The sequence below is a fragment of the Kribbella antiqua genome, assembly GCF_004345665.1.
GTDB lineage: Bacteria > Actinomycetota > Actinomycetes > Propionibacteriales > Kribbellaceae > Kribbella > Kribbella antiqua.
Genome location: NZ_SLWR01000011.1, coordinates 278,628 through 303,010, shown reverse-complemented (window position 1 = coordinate 303,010; position 24,383 = coordinate 278,628). Strand labels below are relative to the sequence as shown.

The following is a 24,383-nucleotide window of genomic DNA, read 5'->3' as shown; positions in this document are numbered from 1 at the left end:
CTGTCAGGATGTGGATATGAACCAGAACTTTCCCCCGAACCCGAACCAGCCGTACCCGCCGCAGCAGGGCTACCAGCAGGGTCCGCCGCCCGGCTACGCGCCGCCGCAGCAGCAGGGTTACCAGCAGGGCCCGCCGCCGCAGCAGCAGGGCTACGGGCAGCCCGGGTACGGCCAGGCTCCGGGCAACTACCAGCCGGTCCAGCAGAACGCGCCGCACGTCGCGCCACAGGGATCGCCGTACCCGGTGCTCGTCTCGACCATGAACGACCTGCCCGGGTTCACCGCGGCGAAGGTGTTCGGCGAGGTCTTCGGACTGACCGTGCGCAGCCGCGACTTCGGCTCGAACTTCACCGCCGGCTTCCGGTCGCTGGCCGGCGGCGAGGTGCCGGAGTACACCCAGATGCTGGCCGAGTCCCGGCACGTCGCGGTGATGCGGATGTGCCAGATGGCGCAGCAGATGGGCGCCAACGCGATCCTCGCGATGCGGTTCGACTGCAACGAGATCGCGAACACGATGAGCGAGGTGGCCGCCTACGGTACGGCGGTCATCGTCCGCCCGGTCGAGCCACCGAAGACCACGTCCGGTCCCGATGAGGATGATGCGAATGACAGCTGATCTTGCCTTTGGCCCCGACTTCCGCTGGGGCGTGTCGACGTCGGCGTACCAGATCGAAGGGGCCGTGACCGAAGGCGGTCGCGGTCTCTCGACCTGGGACACGTTCTGCGCCGAGCCCGGCCGGATCCTGAACCGCGACACCGGGGTGGTTGCCTGCGACCACTATCACCGGTACGCCGAGGACGTCGCGCTGATGCGGGACCTCGGTATCGACACCTACCGGTTCTCGTTCGCCTGGCCGCGGATCCAGCCGACGGGAAAGGGGCCGGCCGAGGTCGCCGGGCTGGATTTCTACGACCGGCTGATCGACGCGCTGCTGGAGGCCGGGATCCAGCCGGCGCCGACGCTGTACCACTGGGACACCCCGCAGCCGCTGGAGGACGCGGGCGGCTGGCTCGATCGCGACATCTGCGACCGGTTCGCCGACTATGCGGGGATTCTTGCCGCGCGGTTCGCGGATCGGGTGCCGATGTGGATCACGATCAACGAGCCGATGGTGATCACGCTGATGGGGTACTCGCTCGGTGCGCACGCGCCCGGGAAGGAGTTGCTGTTCGACGCGCTGCCGGTCGCTCATCATCAGCTCCTGGCGCACGGTCGCGCCGTACAGGCGCTGCGGGCGGGCGGCGCGGCGAACATCGGGATCGCCAGCAACCACGCACCGACCTGGCCCGCCAGCGACAGCGTCGAGGACAAAGAAGCGGCGCAGCTGTACGACAACCTGATCAACTGGCTGTTCGCCGATCCGATCCTGCTCGGCACCTACCCCTCCGGCTTCGACGCGGCCATGCCCGGTCCGGTATCTGACGATCTGGCCGTCATCTCCACTCCGCTCGACTTCTTCGGTATCAACCACTATGCGCCCGTCTCCGTGGGCGCCGCGACGGGCCAAGCCGACACTGCGGCGACCGACGGCATCCTGCTTCCGCCGGGCCTGCCGTTCGAGCCGCGGGAGCTGTCTGGGTACCCGAAGACCGACTTCGGCTGGCCGATCGCGCCGGCGGCCTTCGGCGAGATCCTGCGGACTTTCAAGGACCGGTACGGCGACCGGCTGCCACCGATCTACATCACCGAGAACGGCTGCTCGTTCGACGACCCGGTGGATGATCAGCGGCGGATCGACTACCTGGACGGGTACCTTCGCGCTTTGAAGCAGGCGATCGACGACGGCGTGGACGTGCGCGGGTACTTCCAGTGGTCGTTGCTCGACAACTTCGAGTGGGCGGCGGGGTATTCGCAGCGCTTCGGCCTGGTGCACGTCGACTTCGACACCCAGGTCCGGACGCCGAAAGCGTCGTACCACTGGTTCCGCGACGTCATCCGCCAGAGTCGCATCCACCAGAGTCGCGGATGATCCCCGAGCCGGCGATGGTGCCGGCGGCGCTGGCGGAGCCGACCGCCCGGGTCCGGCCGCGGTGGACTGCGGCCGTCGTACTGGCGAATGTCGGCGTGTTCGCGGCGTGGCTCGGGCCGATCCAGGTGCTGCTCGCGAAGCAGTCCGAGGCGGTTGCTCCCGGCAACAAGGAGTTCGTGTTCGGGTTGGTGACGGGCGTCGGCGCCGCGGTGTCGGTGGTGGCAAACCCGTTGTTCGGGGCAATTTCCGACCGTACGACGTCCCGCTTCGGCCGCCGGGTGCCTTGGGTTTTCGCTGGTGCCATTGGGGGTGTAGCCGGTCTGCTCGTGCTGGCCGGTGCGGGCGCCGTAGCCTGGATGGTGCTGGGCTGGTGCCTGATGCAACTGTTCGGCAACGCGTTGCTCGCGGCAATCACCGCGACGGTGCCGGATCGAGTGCCTATTCTCCAGCGTGGGGTGGTCGGGGGATGGGTTGCGTTGGCTCAAGTGCTGGGCGCGCTGGTCGGTACCGGTCTCGCTACGGCCGTCGGTGGCATCGGGCTCGGGTACGTCGCCTGTGCTTCGTTCTTGCTGTTGTCCGTGCTGCCGTATCTCTGGGGTAGCGGTGACGCTCCGCTGACTGCGCGTTCACCGCTGATCGTGCGCGACTTCCTGCGGTCCTTCTGGATCAGCCCGCGGCGTTACCCGGACTTCGGCTGGGGCTGGCTGACGCGCTTCCTCTTCAATGTCGGCAACGCGCTCGGCACCCTCTACCTCTTCTATTACCTGCAGGACGAAGTCGGCATCGACGACGCGGACACCGGCGTACTCGTCCTGACCGCGATCTACAGCCTCTGCGTCCTGATCACCGCCATTGCCTTCGGCAAATGGTCCGACCGGATCGCCCGCCGCAAGATCTTCGTCAGTTGCTCCGGCGTGGTGATGGGCATCGCCGGCGTCGTCCTCGCCTTCTGGCCCACCTGGCCCGGCGCCATCACCGGCGCGATCATCCTCGGCGCCGGCTTCGGCGTCTACCTCTCCGTCGACTTCGCCCTCCTCACCGAAGTCCTCCCCAGCGCCAATGACCGCGCCAAAGACCTCGGCGTCATCAACATCGCCAACTCCCTTCCCCAAGTCATCGCCCCTGCCGTCGCCGCCCCCATCGTCAAGTCCCTGGGCGGCTACCCGGTCCTCTACCTCCTGGCCACCGCCGTAACCCTCCTGGCCGCCGCCCTGGTCCACCAAATCCGCTCAGTCCCCTAACTGAGGTCTTGACGGCGGCTTTCAGCTGGACGTACCGTCATGCGCAGTTCAAGTGATACGTATAACCAACTCTCCCCTGGAAGGCCCCGATGCCACGACGATCAGCCCGGTCCGGTCCGACGATGCATGATGTCGCTCGGGCCGCCGGGGTCAGTCAGGCCACGGTCAGCATGGTGCTGAACGAGGTCGACGGGTCGCGGGTGTCCGCCGAGACCCGGGCCCGGGTGATGGACGCGGTGGCCGAGCTCGGCTACCGGGTGAACTCCGCGGCGAAGTCGTTGCGGGAAGGGCACTCACGGCTGATCGGCTTCGTCGGCGACATTGTTGCGAGTACGCCGTTCGCCGGGGAGATCATCGAGGGCGCGCAGGACCGGGCCTGGGTGGACGGTCACCTGATGCTGATCGTCAACACCGGCGGGGACCGGGTGCTCGAGGAGCGCGCGATCGACTCACTGCTGTCCCGTCAGGTCGACGGCATCGTCTACGCGGCGATGTATCACCGGCGGCTCAAGGTACCGGCCGCGCTGCGGGAGGTGCCGACGGTGGTGCTCAACGCGGAGACCGAGGACGGCTCGCTCCCGTCGGTCGTGCCGGACGAGTATGGCGGTGGCCGCGCGGCGACGCAGTACCTGATCGACCACGGTCATGAGCGGGTCGGGTTCATCAATATCAACACGCTGTCGTCGCGGCTGCCCGCCGCGATCGATCGGGAGCGAGGCTTCGTGGATGCGGTGACCGCCGCCGGCCTGCGCGTCGACAAGACGTTGATCAAGCACGGTGACGGTGACGCCGAATCGGCGTACCAGCATGCTGCCCGGTTGCTGGACCGCAAGCGTCCACCGACGGCGATCTTCTGCGGCAACGACCGGACCGCGTGGGGTGCGTACCAGGCCGCCGCGGATCTCGGCCTGCGCATCCCGGATGACGTCTCGATCATCGGGTTCGACAACCAGACGCTGATCGCCGCCCACCTGCGGCCGGGACTCACCACGATGGCGTTGCCGTTCGCGGAGATGGGCCGGGTCGGCGTCGGGCGCCTGCTGTCGGGAGACGTGACGCCGGCGATCGAGGCCGTCGGGTGTCCCCTGGTGGAGCGCTCGTCGGTCGCCGGACCGGGAGGTGCGAAGTGACCACCCCGATGACCGCACCCGGTGTGCTTCGCCGGATGAGCCGGTTGTGGCAGCTGTACCTGCTGGTGCTGCCGGCCTTGATTTACCTGGTGGTGTTCAAGTTCTGGCCGATGTACGGCGTTCAGATCGCGTTCCGCAACTTCAACCCGATCGACGGATTCAGCGGTAGTCCGTTCGTCGGCTGGCAGCACTTCGAGCGGTTCTTCGCCTCACCGCAGTTCGACCGGGTGGTCGGCAACACACTGACGCTCGCCGTCGTCAACCTGCTGGTCGCGTTCCCGGTGCCCATCCTGCTCGCGCTGATGATCAACAATCTGCGCGACGGCCGGCTGCGATCGTTCGTCCGTGCGGTGCTGTACTCGCCGACCTTCATCTCCACGGTCGTTGTCGTGGGCATGATGTACGTGCTGTTGTCGCCGCGGTCCGGACTGATCAACCACCTGATCGGCCTCTTCGGTGGCGATCCGATCCTCTTCATGGGATCGCCGGACTGGTTCCGGCCGATCTTCGTCGGCTCGACCGTCTGGCAGGAGTCGGGCTTCCAGATGGTGATCTACCTGGCCGCCCTGGCCGGGATCGATCAGGCCCTGCACGATGCCGCCCGCGTCGACGGCGCCAACAGCTGGCAGCGGATCCGCAACATCGACGTCCCCGGCATCCTGCCGACCATTGTCGTCCTGTTCATGCTTGCTGTCGGCAACTTGATGAACATCAGTTTCGAGAAGGCCTTGCTGATGCAGACCCCGCTGAACCGGGAGACCTCCCAGGTGATCCAGACCTACGTGTATCAGGCAGGTCTGCAGCAGGCGCAGTTCAGCTACAGCGCCGCGATCGGACTGTTCAACTCGGTCGTCAACCTCGCCCTGCTGGTGACGTTCCATCTCGTCGTACGGCGGGCTCGCCGTGGCTGGGGGGGTCTGAGATGACCGGTACGACGCTCAGCTTGGCCCGCCCCGCCAGGACCAAGCCGATGAGCATCGATCGCGGCGACCGGGCGTACACCGTCGTGGTCGCGGCGCTGCTCGGCGGCGCCGTACTGGCGATCATCTATCCGCTCTACTTCATCGTGATCGCGTCGTTCAGCGAGCCGGATGCTGTGAACAACGGCCGGGTGTGGGTGCTGCCGGAGGGCTTCACTCTCGACGGCTATCGCCGCCTGCTGGCCGATCCCCGGGTCTGGCGCGGCGTCGTGAACTCGCTGACCTACACGTCGCTGGCGACCGCGCTGAGTGTGGCGCTGATCCTGACCGCCGGCTACGCCCTGTCCCGCAAGGAGCTGCCCTGGCGCAACGCCATCACGGCGCTGTTCCTGGTCACGTTGTTCTTCGACGGCGGCATGATCCCGCGCTACCTGGTGGTGAAGGAGCTGGGCATGCTCAACACCGTCTGGGCGATGATCCTGCCCAACGCCGTCGCGGTCTGGAACCTGCTGATCGCCCGTACCTACTTCACCTCCGCGATTCCGGTCGAGGTGCGCGAGGCGGCGTACCTGGACGGCGCGAGCGAGTTGAAGTTCTTCCTGCGGATCGCACTGCCGTTGGCCAAACCGCTGATCGCGGTGATGGTGCTGATCCACCTGGTATGGAACTGGAACGCGTTCTTCGACGCGCTGATCTTCCTCACCGACGAGTCGAAGTTCCCGCTCCAGCTCGTGCTGCGCAACATCCTGGTGCAATCGGAGGTGTCCGCCTCCGGCAACCTGAGCAGCGACCTCTCGTCGTACGCCGAACAACAACGGCTCGGCGAGCTGATCAAGTACGGCATGATCGTCGTCTCCACCGTGCCGCTGCTGCTGTTGTCGCCCTTCGCCCAGCGGTACCTGAGCCGTGGTGGGGTCGAGGGCGCGCTCAAGGGCTGACAGAACTTGTGTGGACAGATCCGCCGGGTCGGTCTGCTGATACGTATAACTGGAGGTTGGCATGAAAAGGGGAATGGTGGCCATCGCGCTGCTGCTGACGGGCGGTCTGGTGTCCGCCTGTAGCGGCGGCTCGACCGGCTCCGACGACAAGGCGGCCGAGACCGCCGGGTTCCGGGCGGAGGGGCTGCCGATCGTCGAGCAGCCGTTGACGCTGAAGTTCTCCGGCGTCAAGGCGCCGTTGGCCCCGGACTTCAACAGCATGACGCTGGTGAAGCAGTGGCAGCGCGACACGAACGTCACGATCGAGTGGCAGAACCTGCCGGAGACCGTCTACAAGGAGAAGAAGAACCTCCTGCTCGCCAGCGGTGATCTGCCCGACGCCTTCTACAACACGGGTTTCACCGACTCCGACATCGCGACGTACGGCGCGAACGGCACGCTGGTCCCGCTGGAGAACCTGATCGACAAGTACGCGCCGAACCTGAAGAAGGTCTTCGAGAAGCGCCCGGAGATCAAGGCGGCAGTGACGGCGTCGGACGGGCACATCTACACCCTGCCCGCCTCGGAGGAACTGGGGATCGGCACGGTGCCGTTCTTCTGGTCGCTCAACAAGACCTGGCTGGCCAAGCTCGGGCTGTCGATGCCGACCACGATCGACGAGTACCACCGGGTCCTGCAGGCCTTCAAGACGGGGGACCCGAACGGCAACGGCAAGGCCGACGAGATTCCGTTGAGCTTCATCGGCGGCTGGTGGTGCGCCGATGCCGGTGACCTGTTCGCCGCGCTGAGCGGGATGCCGGACAACCCCGATCACCGGATCGTCCGCGACGACAAGGTGATCCACACCGCGTCGCAGCCGCAGTACCGCGACGCGATCGCCACCCTGCACCAGTGGTACACCGAAGGGCTGATCGATGCCGAGTCCTTCACCCAGACCGACACGCAGTACCTTGCCAAGGGCAAGAGCAAGGACGAGGTGCTCGGTTCGTTCGTGTGGTGGGAGACCGAAGAGGTCGTCGGCGCGGCGCGGACCCGTGACTACACCCTGATGGGCCCGCTGGAAGGACCGTCGGGCCGACTGGTCGGCCGCGCCAACGGTGGCGACTACGCCCGGGACGCCTTTGCGATCACCAGGGTCAACAAGCACCCCGAGGCCACCATGCGCTGGGTCGATCGTCTGTACGACCCGGTGATGTCGGCGCAGGTCGCGTGGGGGCCTATCGGCGAGGGCCTGCAGAAGAACTCCGCCGGCGTCCTGGTCAGCATGCCGGACAAGGCCGGTGAGAGTGCCGGCGAGCGCAAGCAGCGGATCGCTCCGGGTGGACCTCGTGTGATCCTCAAGGAGGACTTCAAGAACGTCGTCGCGCCGGAGCCGCGGGCTGCTCAGCGGCAGAGCGACCTCGAGCGCATCTACCTCCCGTACGCCGAGAAGCAGTCCTACCCGCTCGTGTTCTTCACCCAGGAAGAGTTGCAGCGGATCGGCGAGATCAACACCGAACTCAAGGCCCTGGTGGACGAGCGGCGAGCGGGCTGGATCGTGCGCGGCGGTGTCGAGAAGGACTGGGACGGCTACCTGCAGCAACTGAAGGGCGCCGGACTCGATGAGTACGTCGACATCTACCAGAAGGCGTACGACCGCTACCGGGGGACGAAGTGACACAGCGGCCAACTCGGGTCGAAGCGGTGTTCGCGCCGCTGTCGCTCACCTCGCTGACCGGTCGGCCGTCCGGCCTGGTCAGCTGGGGTGACGACCCGGACGAGCAGCTGACCCTCGCGTACGACCGGCGCGGACGTCCCTGCGTGGAGGTCGCAACCTCGGGACAGCGGATCGCCTTGACCGCCTCGGACGCCTTGAGTCTCGGCCGCTGGGTGCGCCTGACCGCTGTGTCCGGGGAGTCGGAGATCAGCTTGTACGTCGACGGCGACTGCGTGGCGTCGAGCCCTTGGCAGGAAGGGTTTCCGGCCGTGCCGGATCAGGGGTGGTGGGTCGTCGGTCGTCGTGCCGGTTCGTACGACGACCCGGCGTGTGGACCGATTCGCGACGTACGTGTGACGGCCGCTGTCGAGACGCCGGCGGGATCGCCGGGACTGGCGGATCTCGATGTCGTCGAGGAACTGGCGTCGTACCGGCGGCCGGACCCGAACCGGCCCGAGTACCACTTCATGCCGCCGGCGCACTGGATGAACGAACCGCATGGTGCGATCCAGATCGGCGAGGTGCACCACGTCTTCTATCAGGCGAATCGGCGCGGTCCGTTCTGGGGCGGGATCGAGTGGGGGCATGCCACCAGCACAGATCTGGTGCATTGGACCCATCTGCCGCCCGCGTTGCGACCGGATCAGGTGGAGGTGGCTCCGGACGGGATCTGGAGCGGCAGCAGCGTTCTCGACGACCACGGGGAGCCGCTGCTGTTCTTCACCGCCGGAGACTTCGGCCGGTCGCCGGATCAGGCGGTCGCCGTCGCCCGGCCTGTCGGGGACTCCTGGGTGGCTGACGAGAAGCTGTTGATCGAGCTCCCGGTGGAGGTCGGCGGGCACGAACTCATGGCCGGACAGTTCCGCGATCCGTTCGTCTGGCGGGAGGAGTCCGGCTGGTTCATGCTGGTCGGCGCCGGGGTGCGCGACCAGGGCGGCACGGCTGTGCTGTACAGATCGGACGACGGGGCGAACTGGGGAGAGGCCGCCGGGCTTCTCCTGATCGGCGACCGGCATCAGCATCCAGAGGTCGGCGAGATGTGGGAACTGCCAGTTCTGCTGCCGATCAAGGATGAGCAGGGCGGGCAGCGGCATGTCCTGCTGGTCTGCCCGTGGTGGCAGCGAGTACCGGCCGGGCGGGTGGTCGAGGTCTTGTACTGGGTCGGTCGCTGGGATGCCGATGCCGCTACCTTCAGTCCCGATCACGACGAGCCGAGCCGCTTCGACTACGGCCGGCATTTCACCGGCCCGAGCGGCAATGTCCTGGCGGACGGCCGCACGATCCTGTGGTCGATCACTCAAGACGGCAGAACACCCGAGGTGCAGAGCCGTTGGGCTTGGGCGCACAACGCCGGGCTTCCGCTGGAGTTGTCCCTTGCGCCCTCTGGCGACCTGGCGATCAGCCCGCTGCGCGAGGTGGCTCTCCTGCGGGATGAGCTTCTGGCCGAGTCGCCGCAGCCAGTCAGCGGTACGACGCTCGAGTTGGAGCTGCACGCCGTACTTCCGGACACCGAGGAGCTGCGGGTCCGGTTGGTCGATCCGGCCGGCGGGTTGCTCGCCGAGATCCGCGTTGATGCCCGGAGCTTGGGTGTCAGCAGACCCGGCGCTGCGTCGTACGACAGCTGGATGCCGGAGGTCGAAGCGTCCGGTCCGGTCCTGCTCGCCGACGGCGTCTGCAGACTGCGGGTCTTCGTGGATCACTCGATGGTCGAGGCGTACCTGAACGAGTCACGCAGCTTGACCACCCGGATCGATGTCTCGGCCGGGCCGCCGGTGCTGGAAGCGGTCGTCGGCCCGGATACCCGGATCACCTCTTGTCGCGTCTGGCGACTCTCACACTGACGAAGGAATCACCGTGCTTGTGCTCGATGACCACTGGACCTGGGACTTCTGGTTCGCCGCCGACGGTCCGGACATCCATCTGTTCTTCCTCAAAGCCCCGCGGTCGCTCGGCGATCCCGACCTCCGGCACCGCAACGCCCGGATCGGGCACGCCGTGTCGACAGACCTGCGCACCTGGACCGTCCTGCCCGACGCCCTCGGTCCGGGACCGGCCGGCGCCTGGGACGATCTGGCCACCTGGACCGGATCCGTGATCCGGACCGAGGACGGCTGGTGGATGTTCTACACCGGTATCTGCCGTGGTGACGACGGTTTGCGCCAGCGCATCGGGCGGGCGTTCAGCACCGATCTGACCACCTGGACCAAGGATGACGACTTCGTCCTCGAAGCCGATCCCGAGCACTTCGAACAGCTCGACACCACGGTCTGGCCCGACCTGTGCTGGCGTGATCCTTGCGTCTTCGCCGATCCGGACAACGGCGGCTACGCCATGCTCGTCACGGCCCGGCTGCCCGAGGGACCCGCCGACGGAAGGGGAGTGGTGGCGCTCCTGCGTTCCCCGGACCTGCTCAACTGGACCGTCGCCGGACCGGTCACCGAGCCTGGCGACTTCGGCCACCTCGAAGTGCCTCAGGTGGTTGCGATCGAGGACCGCTACTACCTCCTGTTCTGCGCGTACGCCTTCGCCAACAGCGCGGAGCGGATCGCGCGCGTCGGCGCCTCGACGGGAACCCACGTGTACGTCGGCGACACCGCCACGGGTCCGTTCAAGCCGGTATCGGACGAGCTGTTCGCCGCCGACGAGATCGGTTCGCTGTACGCCGGGAAGCTGGTCCCCGACCCCGTCACTGACGACTGGGTGTTCCTCGCCTTCGTTCAGCATGACGAGGAAGGCCGGTTCATCGGTGCCCTCAGTGACCCGATCCCGGTCGAACCAGGCTCGGACGGTCACCCGACCCTGATGATCCCTGTCGCCGAAGCCGTCCGCTCGGCCTCCTCCGGGCGACTGTGACACAGTCGGCGGCGCGAATCCCCGGGCCGGGTTAGGGTGCGCGGATGGCACCGGTCACGCAGTCGTCCAAGCTCGCGAATGTCTGTTACGAGATCCGTGGACCGGTTCTCGAGGAGGCACAGCGGCTGGAGGCGGCCGGGCACCGGATCCTGAAGCTGAACACGGGAAACCCGGCGCCGTTCGGGTTCGAGTGTCCGCCGGAGATCCTCGAGGACATCGTCCGTAGTCTTGCCGACGCACACGGTTACGGCGATGCCAAAGGGCTGCCGGCAGCTCGCCGGGCGGTCGTTCAGCACTACCAGCCCTGGGGTGTCCAGCTGGACATCGAGGATGTGTACATCGGCAACGGAGTGTCCGAGCTGATCCAGATGGCGGTCCAGGCGTTGCTCGAGGACGGCGACGAGGTTCTCATCCCCGCGCCGGACTACCCGCTGTGGACGGCGTCCGTCGCGCTGGCCGGTGGCAAGGCGGTGCACTACCGCTGCGACGAGCAATCGGACTGGATGCCCGACCCGGCCGACATCGAAAGCAAGATCACCGACCGCACCCGGGCACTCGTCGTCATCAACCCGAACAACCCGACCGGTGCCGTCTACGACCGCGAGCTCCTCGTCCAGCTCACCGACATCGCCCGCAGGCACGGTCTGGTGCTCTACGCCGACGAGATCTACGACAAGATCCTGTACGACGACGCGACGCACACCCCGGTGGCTTCGTTGGCTCCCGACGTACTCACGCTGACGTTCAACGGGCTGTCAAAGGCCTACCGCGTCGCCGGCTACCGCTGTGGCTGGCTGGCGGTGAGCGGCCCGAAACACCAGGCGACCGGCTACCTCGAGGGTCTGACGATCCTGTCGAACATGCGGCTCTGTGCCAACATGCCCGCGCAGCACGCCGTCGCCACCGCGCTCGGCGGCAAGCAGTCCATCAAGGACCTGGTCCTGCCCGGCGGCAGGCTCCGTGCCCAGCGCGATACGGCGTACGACGTACTGACGCAAATCCCCGGCGTGACGTGCGTGAAGCCGAAGGGTGCGCTGTATGTTTTCCCGCGGCTGGATCCGAAGGTCTTCGGGATCACCGACGACCGCCAGTTCGTCCTCGACCTGCTCCGCGCCGAGAAGATCATGATCGTCCACGGCACCGGCTTCAACTGGCCCGAACCGGACCACATCCGCATCGTCACCCTGCCCCACAAGGACCAACTCCACGATGCGCTCACCCGCATCGCCGGCTTCCTCGAGACCTACCGCCAGCACTAGGAAGTCATCACGCTCCGCAGCACCGCGAAATCCTCGGCGGACAGCGAGACGAGGCCGCGGCGTAGTTGGTAGCCCCAGTTGGGTTCCTGAGTGAGCTGAAGTGGCACGTCGCGCAGAGCGGCAGGTCGGACGGGGAGAAAGTCGACTCGCCGCCGCCATGGGCGGATGTTGCCACGGGCACCCATGTACATGACCTCCGCCAGGTACGGCTCCTCGGCGGCGACGATCCCCAGCGCGGTGAAGGCCCGAAGCGGGGTCTTGTCACCGAACCGCTCCGTCGGCGAATAGATGACAAAGCCGTCCCCACCTCCCAGCCGCTGCAGGTTGTAGCGCTTTCCGTGGTTGAGCTGGATGAACCCGTGCTCGACGGCAATCCGCGCATGCTGAGCCGACACAACACCCAACCAAGCGTTCACAGTGGCGATCATTCCAATAGTCTGCGGCCGAATATCTGTCATCTGCTGTCATATTTTCGCCCAGAGATAAGGTCGGCTGCGTGCTGCCTGAGGGGTTCACCGAGAGGTACGTCGAGCTGACGGATGTGCGACTGCATGTCGTGACGGGTGGGGAAGGACCGCCGGTGCTGCTGATCGCAGGCTGGCCGCAGACCTGGTACGCGTGGCGGCTTGTGATGCCGGAGCTCGCGCGTCATCGCCAAGTGGTCGCTGTGGACACACGAGGCGTTGGACTGTCCAGCAAGCCGCATACCGGGTACGACACCGGGACCCTGGCGCGCGACATGGTCGAGTTGATGGACGCGCTGGGGCACGAGCGGTTTGCTGTGGTCGGTCATGACATCGGCATGTGGATCGGGTACGCGCTGGCGGCCGATCACCCCGAGCGGATCGAACGTCTGGCGGTGGCGGAGGCCGCCGTACCGGGACTGACGCCGTCTCCAGGATTGTTCGAGAGCCCGCGGTTGTGGCATTTCGGCTTCAACCGGCTGCCCGAGCTGAACGAGGTGCTGGTCCGGGGGCGAGAAGAGGAGTTCTTCGGGTACCAATTCACCGCGAAGGCCACGCAACCCCTGCCGGAACAGGCGATTCAGGTGTACGTCGATGCGCTCAAGGACCCGGACGCGCTGCGCGCCAGCTTCGAGTTCTACCGCGCCCTCGACACCACCATCGAGCAGAACACCCGCCGCAAGCAGACCCGCCTGACCCTCCCCGTCCTCACCATCGCCGGCGCGAACAGCCTCAACGACGCAGTAGAGCGCACGATGAGGCTCGCCGCGGACGACGTACGAGCGATGGTTCTCCCGGACTGCGGTCACTATCCAGCAGAGGAACAGCCCGAGCTGATGGTCAAGGCCCTGATCGACTTCCTGGCTTCGTCGTACAGATCCGAAACGATGAGCGCCTAAGGTGCACTCCATGCCGCTGTTTTCCTTTGAAGGTAAGAGCCCGACCGTTCATCCGGAGGCTTGGATCGCGCCGACCGCGACGTTGGTGGGTGATGTCGTGGTCGAGGAGGGCGTGTCGATCTGGTACGGCGCGGTGATCCGCGCCGACCTCGGACGGATCACGATCCGGGCGGGCGCCAACATCCAGGACAACACCGTGATCCATGTCGGCAGCCACGGTTGCGAGATCGGCCGCAACGCGACGGTCGGGCATCAGTGCCTGGTGCACGACTGTGTGATCGGCGAGCAAGCACTGGTCGGCAACGGCTCGATCGTCCTCGACGGCGCGGTCGTCGGCGAACGCTCGCTGGTGGCGGCAGGGTCGACTGTGACGCCTGGTGCGGTGATTCCACCGGAGTCGGTCGCGCTCGGCAGCCCGGCGAAGAAGATCATCCCGCTCGAAGGCACCGCCAAACTCTTCGTCGACCACAACGCTGCGGTGTATCACGACCTCGCCCGACGTCACGCTGCATCAATCGAGCAGGTCGGATAGGCTGTCTTGTAATGATTGCAAGAAGGGTGCCGGCATGCGTGGTGAGCTCGACCTTGCGGCCAAACTGCGGTTCGCCCGCCAAGCCGTCGTCGCCCAGGTCGGCGGTCTGCCGAGCGTGCTGCGTGCGTGGCTGACCGACGGGCCTGGTAGGCCGCTTTTCGAGGACCGCGAGCCGCCGGACACCGCCGTGACGCGCGAGGTGCTCGAGCTGGCGAGGTCGTCGTACGACGAACCGCTGCTCGGCCACTGCCTGCGGACGTGGTTGTGGGCCGGCCTGTTCGCAGCGCGCGACGGCGTCAAGCCCAACGAGGAACTCCTCTACATCGCCTGCCTGTTGCACGACATCGCCCTCACGGATCGCTTCCGGCCGGTGGAGGCTGGATGCTTCGCCGTCGAAGGCGGCGAGATTGCGCGTACGACGTTGCAGTCGCTCGGTGCGCCGTACGCCGATGAGGTCGCGAGCGCGATCGCGGCCCACATGGACGTCAGGTCGCCACGCGCACCCGTGGCGCACCTCCTCCACGCCGGAGCGCGTCTCGACGTCGCGGGCACCCGCGCCGCAGACCTTCCCCGCCAGACGATCCGCGAGGTGGTCGCCCAACATCCCCGCGACGGCTTCCCACACTGCTTCGCCACCCTGATGCGCCGCGAAGCCGCCGAACGCCCCAACTCCCGAGCCGCCCTCCTCTGGCACCTAGGCATGCGCCTACCCCTCAACCACAACCCGCTGGACCGGTCATGACCAGCCGGGCCTGGGGATGGTCGCTCCTCGGGCTAGGCGCCGCTTATCTAGTACTCGCGGCCTGGGCGTTGGCATCGCCAGGATCCTTCGCCCGGGTGCTCGCGAACTTCGGTCCGGGAGACCCGCATCTGGTCCGCGACTTCGGCGCTTGTTCGGCGGCCTTCGGCCTCGGCCTGGTTGTCGCCGCCGGGCTGCCGTCCTGGCGTACGCCGGTGTTGACGATCACCGCAGTGTGGAACGGCGTCCACGCGATCAACCACATCATCGACAGCAGCGAATCGCACCCCGCCGCAGTCGGCCCAATCGAAGCTACCCTGCTGGTCGCCGTCACAGCCCTCGTCGCCGCTTTGGCCCGCTCCAGCACAGAGAGCGAACGCAACTAAGGCGATCTACCCGTCGCTGCGACGGTCTCTACCACTGAGTCATGGCCGCGTGGCTGGCGGATCGGCGTGTCGATGTAACTAGTGGCAACACTCTTGCTTCAGGCCGTGAACTTGGGATAGAAAACGTCTCGTCTTTTCGCCGGTGTTTGCTCGGGGCGCGCCGGATCCGTGTTGTCCAAGTGGGGGAGAAACGATGCGCCGCGCCCGCATGTTGCTGACGTCTGCCTTGAGCCTTTCACTCGCCATGCTCACCGGAGTGCCGGCCGAGGCGCAACCAGCGCAGGCGATCGCCTCCAGCGCCCATGCAGCGGTGCCGGCCTTGGTCCCGCCGAAGCCGGCGGTGGCCGCGCCCGCCGAGGGAGCTCAGCGGCCACCGAGGCGCGCAAGGGTCTCGAACGTCACCGCACATCGGGTGAAGGAACTCCCGGAGATGCGGTCAGCGACGATGAAGCGCTACCGGATGTCCGATGGCACCGTCGAGGTCGAGCTCTACGCCGGGCCGGTGCATTTCCGCGACAAGGCCGGGAAGTGGCAGGACATCGACACCCGGGTGACGGCCGACGACAAGCCGGGCTACGCGTTCGGCAACTCGAAGAACGCGTTCGGCAGCCACTTCGGCAAGCGCTCCGACGACCTGGTCAGGTTCGAGGCGGACGATCGCTGGATCTCGGTCGGCACGACGCAGTCGGTGCGTGGATTGACGCCGACGGCGAGTGGCAGCACCGTGACCTATCCCGATGTCTTCGGGACAGCTGACCTGCGGTATCACGTCAGTTCAGGTGGCTTGAAGGAAGAGATCGTCCTCGAGTCGGCACCGACTACAGCGGAGTACACCTTCCGGCTGCGGATGGGTGGTGTGGAGGCGCGGGCCGAGGCTGATGGATCGATCGGGTTCTATCGCAACGGGGTGTCTTCGGGTCGCCCGGCGTTCGTGATGCCGAAGCCGTTCATGACCGACAGCGTCAAGGATCCCTCGTCGCCGTACGGCTTCACGATGAGCGACAAGGTCACCCAAACGGTGACGCAGAAGGGTTCGGAGATCGAGGTCACCGTCAAGGCGGATCCGGCCTGGCTTGCTGCGGCCGAGCGGGTGTACCCGGTGGTGATCGACCCGACGATCGAGGTCGTGCCGGATCCGGCGGCGGCGCAGGACACGATGATCTCGGAGGGTGCGCCGACCACGAATTACGGGTCGAGCGCGAATCTGAACGTCGGTAATGCCGCGACCGGTGCGAACAGCTATCGCGCACTGCTGAAGTTCGACCTGTCCCAGCTTGGTCTCAGCACCTCGACGACCGTCAAGGCCGCGAGCCTGGACGTGTACTTCGCCCAGCCGCACACCAGCGAGGCGACCGATGTGAATCTCGAGGCCCGCAAGGTGACGGCGGACTGGACGGAGTCGACGGCGACGTGGTCGGGCATGAACACGTCGTACTTCACGGGCTCATTGCCGTTCAACTACCTGGGTGTCGATGACGAAGACGAGGGCCGGGTGCAGTTCACCGGGCCCTGGGCGTACGCCGCCGGGTACGCGAACTCGGTCGCAGGCGGGCTCCACTATCTGCCGCTGGGAACGACGGCTGACACGTTCACCTGGAATCCGAACATCAGTGACGCCGGCAACTATCGTGTCGACGCCTACTACACCGCCTACTCGAACCGCGGTACGCCGAAGTACGACGTTGTGGACGACACCGGCGCCAAGACGACGACCGCGGTGAACCAGACCACCGGAACGAGCGGCACCGGCTATTGGGCGACGCTGGCGACCAAGCACTTCTCGCCGGGGAAGCCGGCGAGCGTCACGATGACCCGCGACACGGCGACGAACTCGTCGCCGGTTGCCGATGCGCTGCGTTTCGTCGAAGCCGGCACAGTGGTGAAGCCGCTCAAGCAGCGCGATGCCTGGCACTCGTACGCCGTCGGCAACGTGGTGCAGGAGTGGGTCAACGGCACCACCCCGAACTACGGTCTGATGCTGAAGGCAAGCAACGAGGCCGCCGGCCTCGGTGGTCCGTCGTACCTCGCGAGCGAGAACTTGTTCGGAGGCGAGACGACGACCTGGCCGCGGCTCACGATCCAGTACGCCGAGCCGAGCGTGGAGTTGGCGATACCGACCAAGATCAACGCGACGGGCGCCGAACTGTCATGGGGTGACTATGCTGACCCGTCGCCGGACGACGGCGACGACATCGTCGAGTACCAGGTGTATCGAGGCTGCGTGACGCTGCCGGAGTCGCTGTGTACGAACCCCGTGCCGGCGGCGCTCGACCCTGCGCATCCCGGTGGAGCCGAGTTGATCGCGACGGTGCCGAAGGATGTCCGCGCGTACGTCGATGACGGCGCGACGGCTTCGTCGACAGCGGGGCCTGCGACCTTCCGGTATTGGATCGTCGTGCGTACCAAGGACGGGGTACTCGTTCCGTCCGCTTCGCAGCTGGTCGAGACACCGCGGCCGGGACGTGTCCGGCGCGTGCTGACTGGTGATATCTCGGATACGACGATCGCGAACGCGACCTCCCCGACGAACTACACCAGCACCAACATCCCCACGCCTGACGGCTACAACTGGACCTACGCGGGCAACAACCACACGACGTACGGCGACACTCGTGCACTGATGGCGTTCGACTCAGCGTCCATTCCGAAAGATGTCCCAGTGCTCGACGCCGAACTCCAGTTGTGGAAGTCGACTTCACCGGGATCTGGCGCGACGTTCGATCTGCACTCGCTGACCAAGAGCTTCGTCGAGAGCCAGGCCACATGGAACAGCGCCTCTTCGACCATTCCGTGGACCACACAGGGCGGCGACTACAGCCCGACCGTGCTGGCCTTTTCGCAGCCGGCCAACAGCCTGCCGACTCGGCTGAGCTGGAAGGACACAAAGCTGACGGACGTGGTGCAGGGCTGGATCACAAATGCTGGCACGAACCATGGGTTGTTGATCAAGGCGCACGACGAGTCGGTCGCCCAGCAGCGGATCGCGATCGGTGCCGGTGAGTTGAGCGAGGCAGAGCTGCGGCCGCGGCTGATCGTCGATTACGTCGACAAGACCACGGCCGGCACCTACTACGCCCCGGAGATCCCGGAGCGGGTGCGCCCCAACACGATCTTCACCGTTCCTGTCACGGTCACGAACACGACGAAGGACGCCTGGCCGGCGATGTCGGTCTCGTACCGCTGGATGGAGGACGACAAGGACGTCACTGTCCCCGCCTACCAGCTCGAGACGCCGGTCAATGCGCTCGAGCCGGGCGAGTCGGTCACGGTTCCGGCGAAGATTCGGGTCGCGATCAACAGCACGAACGGCAACAAGCGGGTCGAGTACCGGCTGGAGCTCGAGCTCAGGAACACCACCAGCAAAGTGTGGATGTCCAGTCCGCCACCACCCGACGGCGGTGGCTTGGGTATCCCGCCGTTGACGAAGGCGATGGTTGTCGAGGATCCGAGCTCGGAGCAGCTCGGCCTGGAGAAGTTTTTCGCCTATTCGGGCGAGGACACCGGCTCTGGCTCGTCGGTTGTCGAGAACCTGTATGCGGGCAATGTTGTGTTCAGCTACGACCCGATCCAGAACCCGTCGCGTGGTGCCTCGACCTTCGTGAGGCTGGCCTACAACAGCATGGACGGGACGTCGACCTCGGCCGGCTATGGCTGGTCGGTTCAGGCATCCACGCTGGGACGGCTGGGCAAGTTGGCGCTGAGCACCAAAGCCCCCGAGGGGTCCAAGTACCCGCCGACGGTCCAGCTCGTGGATGGAGACGGCACCACGCACACTTGGATCCTCGACGATGCAACGCTCACCTATAAGCGTCCGGCCGGAGTCGCGCTGGATCTGGCGATGGACCCGAACGCCCAGGCCGACCGCCAGTGGAGCTTGACGCGGCCGGATGGGACGCGGTTCTACTTCCAGGACACCGGCAACGCCGGCGGCATCCAGACCTACATTCGTGACCGCAACGGCAACGAGACCAAGTTCAGCTACGCCAAGTCCGACGGTGACACGAGCCTGCTCACCTCGATCACCGACGCGGATGGCCGGCCGACGCTGACGCTGGACTACATCGCGAACAGCAACCACCTGAAGTACATTCGCGACTACTCGGGTCGAGCTCTGCGTTTCACCTACACGGGAGACCAGCTGACCCAACTCGTTGACGGCGGCAAGTACGATCCGGCGACGGACGCCTTCGGCGACCAGGTGACGAAGACGTTCAAGTTCGGCTACACCGCCGAGAGCACGAACGGGAACGCGAAGCTCACCTCCGTTGTCGACCCGCGCAACAGCACGACTGTGCTGCAGTATTACGCCTCGACGACGGACTCGGCAGCAGCCGGCAAGCTGCAGACGTTGACCGATCGCCGTGGCAAGGTCACCGAGTTCGCCTACGCCGACCCGGATGCCGATGACGGGAAGGACATGCAGGCAACGGTGACGGGCGTCTCGGTCGAGGCCGGTGTGACCAAGCGCTACACCACCACGTACCGGATGGACGGATATGGCCGGCCGACGAACGTGACCAACGCCAAGGGGGAGGCCACCAAACTCGGGTGGGACCGGCAGAACAACGTCGTGTGGATGGAAGAGGCCAACGGCGCCGTGTCCACCTGGGCGTACGACCAGGACACCGGATATCCGACCTCGATCAGGGACGCCGAGGCGAACAAAAACAACACACCCGCGACGACGCTGAAATACGCCGAGCAGCCCGGCGGGACCGCCCCCGACAACAAACCGACGGCGCCGGTCACGGTGCTGACCGAGAAGTTGAGCCCGTTGGGCAACAAGTGGCTGTTCGGCTACGACACCAAGGGCAACCTCACGTCGGTGACCGACCCGGTGGGCGTGTCGACGGCGACCGCGGGCGACTACCAGACGACGTACGACTACAACCCCTACGGACAGTTGACCCAGATCCACGACGCCAACGGCAACCAGCCCACGGTGTTCGCAGACTACGACGCCAACGGGTATCCCACCAAGATCACCGATCCGCTGGGCAAATCGACGCTCTTCACCTATGACGTTCGCGGCCAGGTGTCCACCGTCACTGATGCCCTCGGCAAGCTCACGACGGCCCAGTACGACTCGTTCGGGCGCCCGGCCAAGGTGTCGACGCCGATCGACAGCGACGCCGCGACTCCGTTGATCCAGACGACGGAGACGAAGTACGACCTGAACGACAACGTGACGACGGTGATCGCACCGAACGGCGCGCAGACGACCCAGACCTACGACCTGAACGATCAGCAAGAGTCCTCGGTCCTGCCGTCGAACGGCGCGAGCGGCGTGCGCAAGGTGACGTACGCGTACGACGATCTGGGTCGTTTGTCGCAGCAGACCGCGCCACAAGGCAATCTGACGTCGAACCCCGACGACTTCGTGACGCGCTACAGCTACGACCCGATCGGCCAGCTCACGTCCACGGTGACACCGTTCGACGGACGGTCGAGCTACAAGACGACGTACCAGTACGACAACGTCGGCAACCTGCTGAAGGTGATCGACCCGCGTAAGAACGACACGCCGGACGGCAACGACCTCACCAAGCAGATGACCTACGACCGGAACCACCGAGTGGTGGCGACGATCGATGCGGCCGGGTACGCGAACCGCGCCCAGTACGACTCCGATGGCCGTGTGGTGGCCGAGTTCGATGCTGACGGCAACAAGAAGACGACGGTCTATGACGCGCGCGGCAAGGTGACTTCCGTCAGCGTGCCGCACACACCGACCAACGGAACGACCAAGCAGCGCGTCACGCGGTACTACTACGACGAGAACGGCAACCAGACGAAGGCCGAGCAACCTCGCGGCGTCAGTACGACGTCGTCGACCACAGACTTCCTCGAGGAGTTGGTGTACGACGCCAACAACCGCGTCGTGCAGCGTAAGTCGCCGTTCGACACGGCCGACATTACCTACAAGACCGCGGTGAGCACCTTCTACCAGTACGACCCGGTGGGCAACCTGTCGCGGCAGTCCGAGCCGACCTCCGCGACAACGGCCGCCACGGCCCGGGACTGGTCGACGTTCAGTTGGTTCGACAACGGTGCGGCACGAACGAGCACGGATCCGTGGGGCATCTCAACGACGTACGGCCTCAACCTGCTCGGCCAGCAGATCTCGCGCACTCTGACCAGCGCCGCCGGCGACGCGACGCGGGCCATGTCCTGGGATTACTGGCCGGACGGTTCGCTGAAGTCACGCAGCGATACCGCGCCGCTCGCCGGCCTCGACGAGGTCATGGTCGACAACTCCGACCTCCAGAACGTCGCACCGCTCGGCGCCTGGCCCAGCGCGGCCTCGTCGGCGACCAAGGTCGGCTACGACTACCAGACGCACGCAGCCGCAGCGGGCTCGACGGACACCTTCACGTGGAAACTTCGGGTACCGTCGTCGGGCACGTACGCCGTCTATGCACGATGCCCCGTTGGTGTCGGGACGGCGACTGCCGCGACCTACACCGTGCAGCACAGCACGGGCTCCGCGACGGCGACAGCCAACCAGTCGACCTGCACGGCGCAGTCGCCATGGGTGGCCCTCGGCACCTACACCTTCGCCGAAGGCGTGGACAAGAAGGTCACGCTGGCTGTGCCGGCCACCGGAACCGTCGTTGCCGACGCGGTGAAGTTGGTCAAGGCAGGTAGCGGTGAAGGCGCCAAGAAGGTCTTCGGCTTCGACTACGACGTCAACGGACAGCAGACCGCGATCCACGACAACTCGGCTGATGCCCGGATCGACACCTACGAGGTGCGGTACGACGGGCTCGGTCGTGCGGATCAGATCCGCGAACTGAAGGCCGGGGTCGCGCAGGCGACAACGACGTACGGGTACGACGCCAACTCCAACCTGACCTCGTGGTTCGCCGACGACCAGGTAACGCCGGAGGTCGATCAGTTCGCCGCGTACACGTACGACGTACGCGACATGCTGGCAAAGATCGAGTCTGCGAAGAACCCGACGGACACCGCGAAGAAGACGACGACCTACACCTACACATCGCGTGGTCAGCGGGCCGGGGTCGTGAAGCCGAACGGCAACACGGTTGCGTACCGGTGGATCGAGGACGGTCTGATGCGGTCGCAGGTGGAGAAGTCCGCCGACGGCAAGCTGGTCAGCTCGCACTCCCTCGCGTACGACCTCGACGGGAACCGTACGTCGGATGTGTCGAAGGTGAAGAACGCGGACTCTGCGTCGGCCTACCTGGAGCAGACGGCCAGCCTGTCCTACACACCCGAAGGTCGCCTGCGTGGGGTGGCCAAGTCGGGCGCCAATCCAGGGTCGAACGAGTCCTACGAATATGACGCTCCGGGCAATGTGAAGCAGCAGACGGTCGCGGGCGCGACGACGACGTTCACCTTCGACCGCAACCGGTTGCTCCGCGCCACAAGTGGAGGGTCGACAGCCGACTACAACTATGACCCGTTCGGCCGTCTCAACACGGTGACCGCGGCCGACAAGGTGGTCGAACGGTACGGGTACGACGGGTTCGACCGGACGGTGTCACACCGCAAGTACGACCCGGCCACGGGTGCTCTGAAGTCGAGCAAGACGTCGGTGTTCGACCCCCTGGACCGTACCGTTCAGGAAACCACGACAGCCGGGACCACCACAAAGACGAAGCAGTTGTCGTATCTGGGACTCACCGACCAGGTCGTCTCCGAAGAGACACCCGGGACCGGTGGTGGGTCGGCGACGGTCAGTGCGTCGTACACGTATGGCCCGTCGGGTGAGCGGATCTCACAGACCAAGAACCCCGGCGGCACGGGTGAGGAGACCGCGTACTACGGCCTGAACCCGCACACGGACGTGGAGACGCTCACCGACCAGAACGGCAATGCCACTTCGACCTACCGCTACACCGGCTACGGATCGAACGACGCCACCGGTTTCACCGGCAAGGACAAGTCGACGGCCACAGGCGGCCCAGAAGTCGAGCCGTACAACCCGTACCGCTTCAACTCCAAGCGCTGGGACCCAGCCACCTCCAGCTACGACATGGGCTTCCGCGACTACAGCCCCGGCCTGAACCGCTTCCTCACCCGAGACATGTACAACGGCGCCCTAGCCGACCTAAAACTAGGCTCCGATCCCTGGAACACCAACCGCTACGCCTTCGCCGGCGGCAACCCCATCACCGGCATCGAACACGACGGCCACTGCGCCTTCGACCCCGAAACCGAATCCGCCTGCGGCATGGAGGTCGAACGAACCCTCAACAGCGGCTCAAACCCACCCCCTGTAACACAAACCCAGCCGACCGAGCGCTCCACCGGGACGAAGCTCGCCCAGTGGTTCGGCGGCGAGAAGCCGATCCAGCAGAAGCTCGGCGAAGAGGTCTTCATCAAGCCTGCGGTCGAAACCTACGAGGACTGCAAGGCCGCGGTTCTGACGGCGAACCAGACGAGTTGGCAGCAGTGCAAAACCGGCGTTGGACTCACAGCACTAGGCTTCACGGGCGGCGGCAAGGTCGTCGGTATCGGAGTCCGAACACTCGAAGGAGTCGCCGCCGCCAGGGCCGAGGCCGCCACGGCAGGCACTCTTCTCGGCCGCGCGGCTGCACCAGTTACTTTCAAAAATGGGAGTATATTCCTCCGTACATTCAAGACTGGCGGTGGCGAACTCGATGTGATGGGCTCTGTCACCCGATCTGGACGGGACCTTCACCTCGATGATCTGGCGATATTTCCGCGAGGCACCGAAGGCCTGGAGAGGGTTCCGATGGGGCCGGAGGCAGTAAATTCTTTGAAGTCGCAGATGTCTGAACTAGCGCGACAGGACGGCTTTGAAAGGATCATCATCTCGTATACGAGGTACCTCAAGGATGGCGCCGTTCGACGCGATGGCATGATGACCATAGACCTTGGAGGCTAAACGATGGATCAAGAGTCGTTGGATCGAGCCTGCAGAGATCTGCAGGCGAGACGTGAGTCGCTCGGAGATGCGGGCAGCGAGATGGCTCGCTTGAGAAGCGATGGGTATTCTGTCGTGGAGTCCATGTACATCATCGCCAATGTATTTGAAATATCTCTATCAGAGGCCAAGCGGCTCGCAGTGACGGATGGTTCCGGAAACCTTGATACTTATATCGATGACTTCCACAACGACGTGGAGGATGGTTTTCGGAGATGAATTCTCAGAGGGACCGGTTCTTAATCTCGATCATTCATTGAGATCCGTGACGACGCGAGCAGCTGATCGCCTTTCCGCTTCGCGGTGAGAGGTCTGCGCGGATGCGAGCCTCGGGCAAAGGAGCCTGTCGAGAATGTGCGGCACGGGACGGTGTTCCGTACCTCCCGGAAGATGACGTCGACGCATACCGATTCAGAAGCCGGCGAGTGGCGGCCGACCTACC

16 protein-coding genes are annotated in these 24,383 nt (G+C 65.7%); 15 read left to right on the top strand and 1 reads right to left on the bottom strand.

Annotated features, from left to right (window positions below):
- Window positions 1-16: 16 nt before the first annotated feature.
- The 10 genes from EV646_RS29755 (at window position 17) to EV646_RS29710 (ending at window position 12,007) form a co-directional block, all read left to right on the top strand.
- A complete protein-coding gene (locus EV646_RS29755) occupies window positions 17-616 on the top strand; it encodes a YbjQ family protein (protein ID WP_132154414.1) in 600 nt (199 codons plus the stop codon).
- Window positions 606-1,970 carry a GH1 family beta-glucosidase gene (locus EV646_RS29750; protein ID WP_132154412.1) on the top strand — a complete coding sequence of 455 codons (1,365 nt, stop codon included), beginning with the start codon at window positions 606-608 and terminating at the stop codon, window positions 1,968-1,970. The genes EV646_RS29755 and EV646_RS29750 overlap by 11 nt, the downstream gene beginning before the upstream one ends.
- A complete protein-coding gene (locus tag EV646_RS29745) occupies window positions 1,967-3,211 on the top strand; it encodes an MFS transporter (RefSeq protein ID WP_241996405.1) in 1,245 nt (414 codons plus the stop codon). Before EV646_RS29750 ends, EV646_RS29745 begins: the two co-directional genes overlap by 4 nt.
- Before the next feature lie 122 nt (window positions 3,212-3,333).
- Entirely contained in the window at window positions 3,334-4,341 is a 1,008-nt protein-coding gene (locus EV646_RS29740; protein ID WP_132154410.1) for a LacI family DNA-binding transcriptional regulator, read from the top strand.
- Window positions 4,338-5,267 (top strand): ABC transporter permease, encoded by a 930-nt coding sequence (locus EV646_RS29735; RefSeq protein WP_199237269.1) that lies wholly within the window; start codon window positions 4,338-4,340, stop codon window positions 5,265-5,267. Before EV646_RS29740 ends, EV646_RS29735 begins: the two co-directional genes overlap by 4 nt.
- 44 nt (window positions 5,268-5,311) lie before the next feature.
- The gene (locus tag EV646_RS29730) at window positions 5,312-6,199 is read left to right on the top strand and encodes a carbohydrate ABC transporter permease (RefSeq protein WP_199237268.1); all 888 of its coding nucleotides are present in this window, start codon (window positions 5,312-5,314) and stop codon (window positions 6,197-6,199) included.
- A 61-nt stretch (window positions 6,200-6,260) separates the two neighbouring features.
- Window positions 6,261-7,856 (top strand): ABC transporter substrate-binding protein, encoded by a 1,596-nt coding sequence (locus EV646_RS29725; RefSeq protein WP_132154406.1) that lies wholly within the window; start codon window positions 6,261-6,263, stop codon window positions 7,854-7,856.
- Window positions 7,853-9,736 carry a glycoside hydrolase family 32 protein gene (locus EV646_RS29720; RefSeq protein ID WP_132154404.1) on the top strand — a complete coding sequence of 628 codons (1,884 nt, stop codon included), beginning with the start codon at window positions 7,853-7,855 and terminating at the stop codon, window positions 9,734-9,736. Before EV646_RS29725 ends, EV646_RS29720 begins: the two co-directional genes overlap by 4 nt.
- Before the next feature lie 13 nt (window positions 9,737-9,749).
- Window positions 9,750-10,748, top strand: coding sequence for a glycoside hydrolase family protein (locus EV646_RS29715; protein ID WP_132154402.1), 999 nt, complete (start codon window positions 9,750-9,752; stop codon window positions 10,746-10,748).
- Window positions 10,749-10,792: 44 nt separating this feature from the next.
- Window positions 10,793-12,007: a pyridoxal phosphate-dependent aminotransferase gene (locus tag EV646_RS29710; protein WP_132154400.1), complete on the top strand. Its 1,215-nt coding sequence runs from the start codon at window positions 10,793-10,795 to the stop codon at window positions 12,005-12,007.
- On the opposite strand, the gene EV646_RS29705 is transcribed toward EV646_RS29710, so the two are convergent.
- A complete protein-coding gene (locus EV646_RS29705) occupies window positions 12,004-12,435 on the bottom strand; it encodes an EVE domain-containing protein (protein ID WP_199237267.1) in 432 nt (143 codons plus the stop codon). The two genes, EV646_RS29710 and EV646_RS29705, sit on opposite strands and share 4 nt — an antisense overlap.
- Window positions 12,436-12,503: 68 nt before the next feature.
- Here EV646_RS29705 and EV646_RS29700 point away from each other — a divergent pair, with 68 nt between their 5' ends.
- The 5 genes from EV646_RS29700 (at window position 12,504) to EV646_RS29680 (ending at window position 23,902) form a co-directional block, all read left to right on the top strand.
- Window positions 12,504-13,370: an alpha/beta fold hydrolase gene (locus EV646_RS29700; protein WP_199237266.1), complete on the top strand. Its 867-nt coding sequence runs from the start codon at window positions 12,504-12,506 to the stop codon at window positions 13,368-13,370.
- A 10-nt stretch (window positions 13,371-13,380) separates the two neighbouring features.
- On the top strand, window positions 13,381-13,902 hold the full coding sequence (locus EV646_RS29695) for a gamma carbonic anhydrase family protein (RefSeq protein WP_132154396.1): 522 nt from the start codon (window positions 13,381-13,383) through the stop codon (window positions 13,900-13,902).
- A gap of 34 nt (window positions 13,903-13,936) precedes the next feature.
- The gene (locus EV646_RS29690; protein ID WP_132154394.1) at window positions 13,937-14,644 is read left to right on the top strand and encodes an HD domain-containing protein; all 708 of its coding nucleotides are present in this window, start codon (window positions 13,937-13,939) and stop codon (window positions 14,642-14,644) included.
- The gene (locus tag EV646_RS29685; protein WP_132154392.1) at window positions 14,641-15,027 is read left to right on the top strand and encodes a hypothetical protein; all 387 of its coding nucleotides are present in this window, start codon (window positions 14,641-14,643) and stop codon (window positions 15,025-15,027) included. The genes EV646_RS29690 and EV646_RS29685 overlap by 4 nt, the downstream gene beginning before the upstream one ends.
- Before the next feature lie 193 nt (window positions 15,028-15,220).
- The gene (locus EV646_RS29680) at window positions 15,221-23,902 is read left to right on the top strand and encodes a golvesin C-terminal-like domain-containing protein (protein ID WP_132154390.1); all 8,682 of its coding nucleotides are present in this window, start codon (window positions 15,221-15,223) and stop codon (window positions 23,900-23,902) included.
- Window positions 23,903-24,383 lie beyond the last annotated feature (481 nt).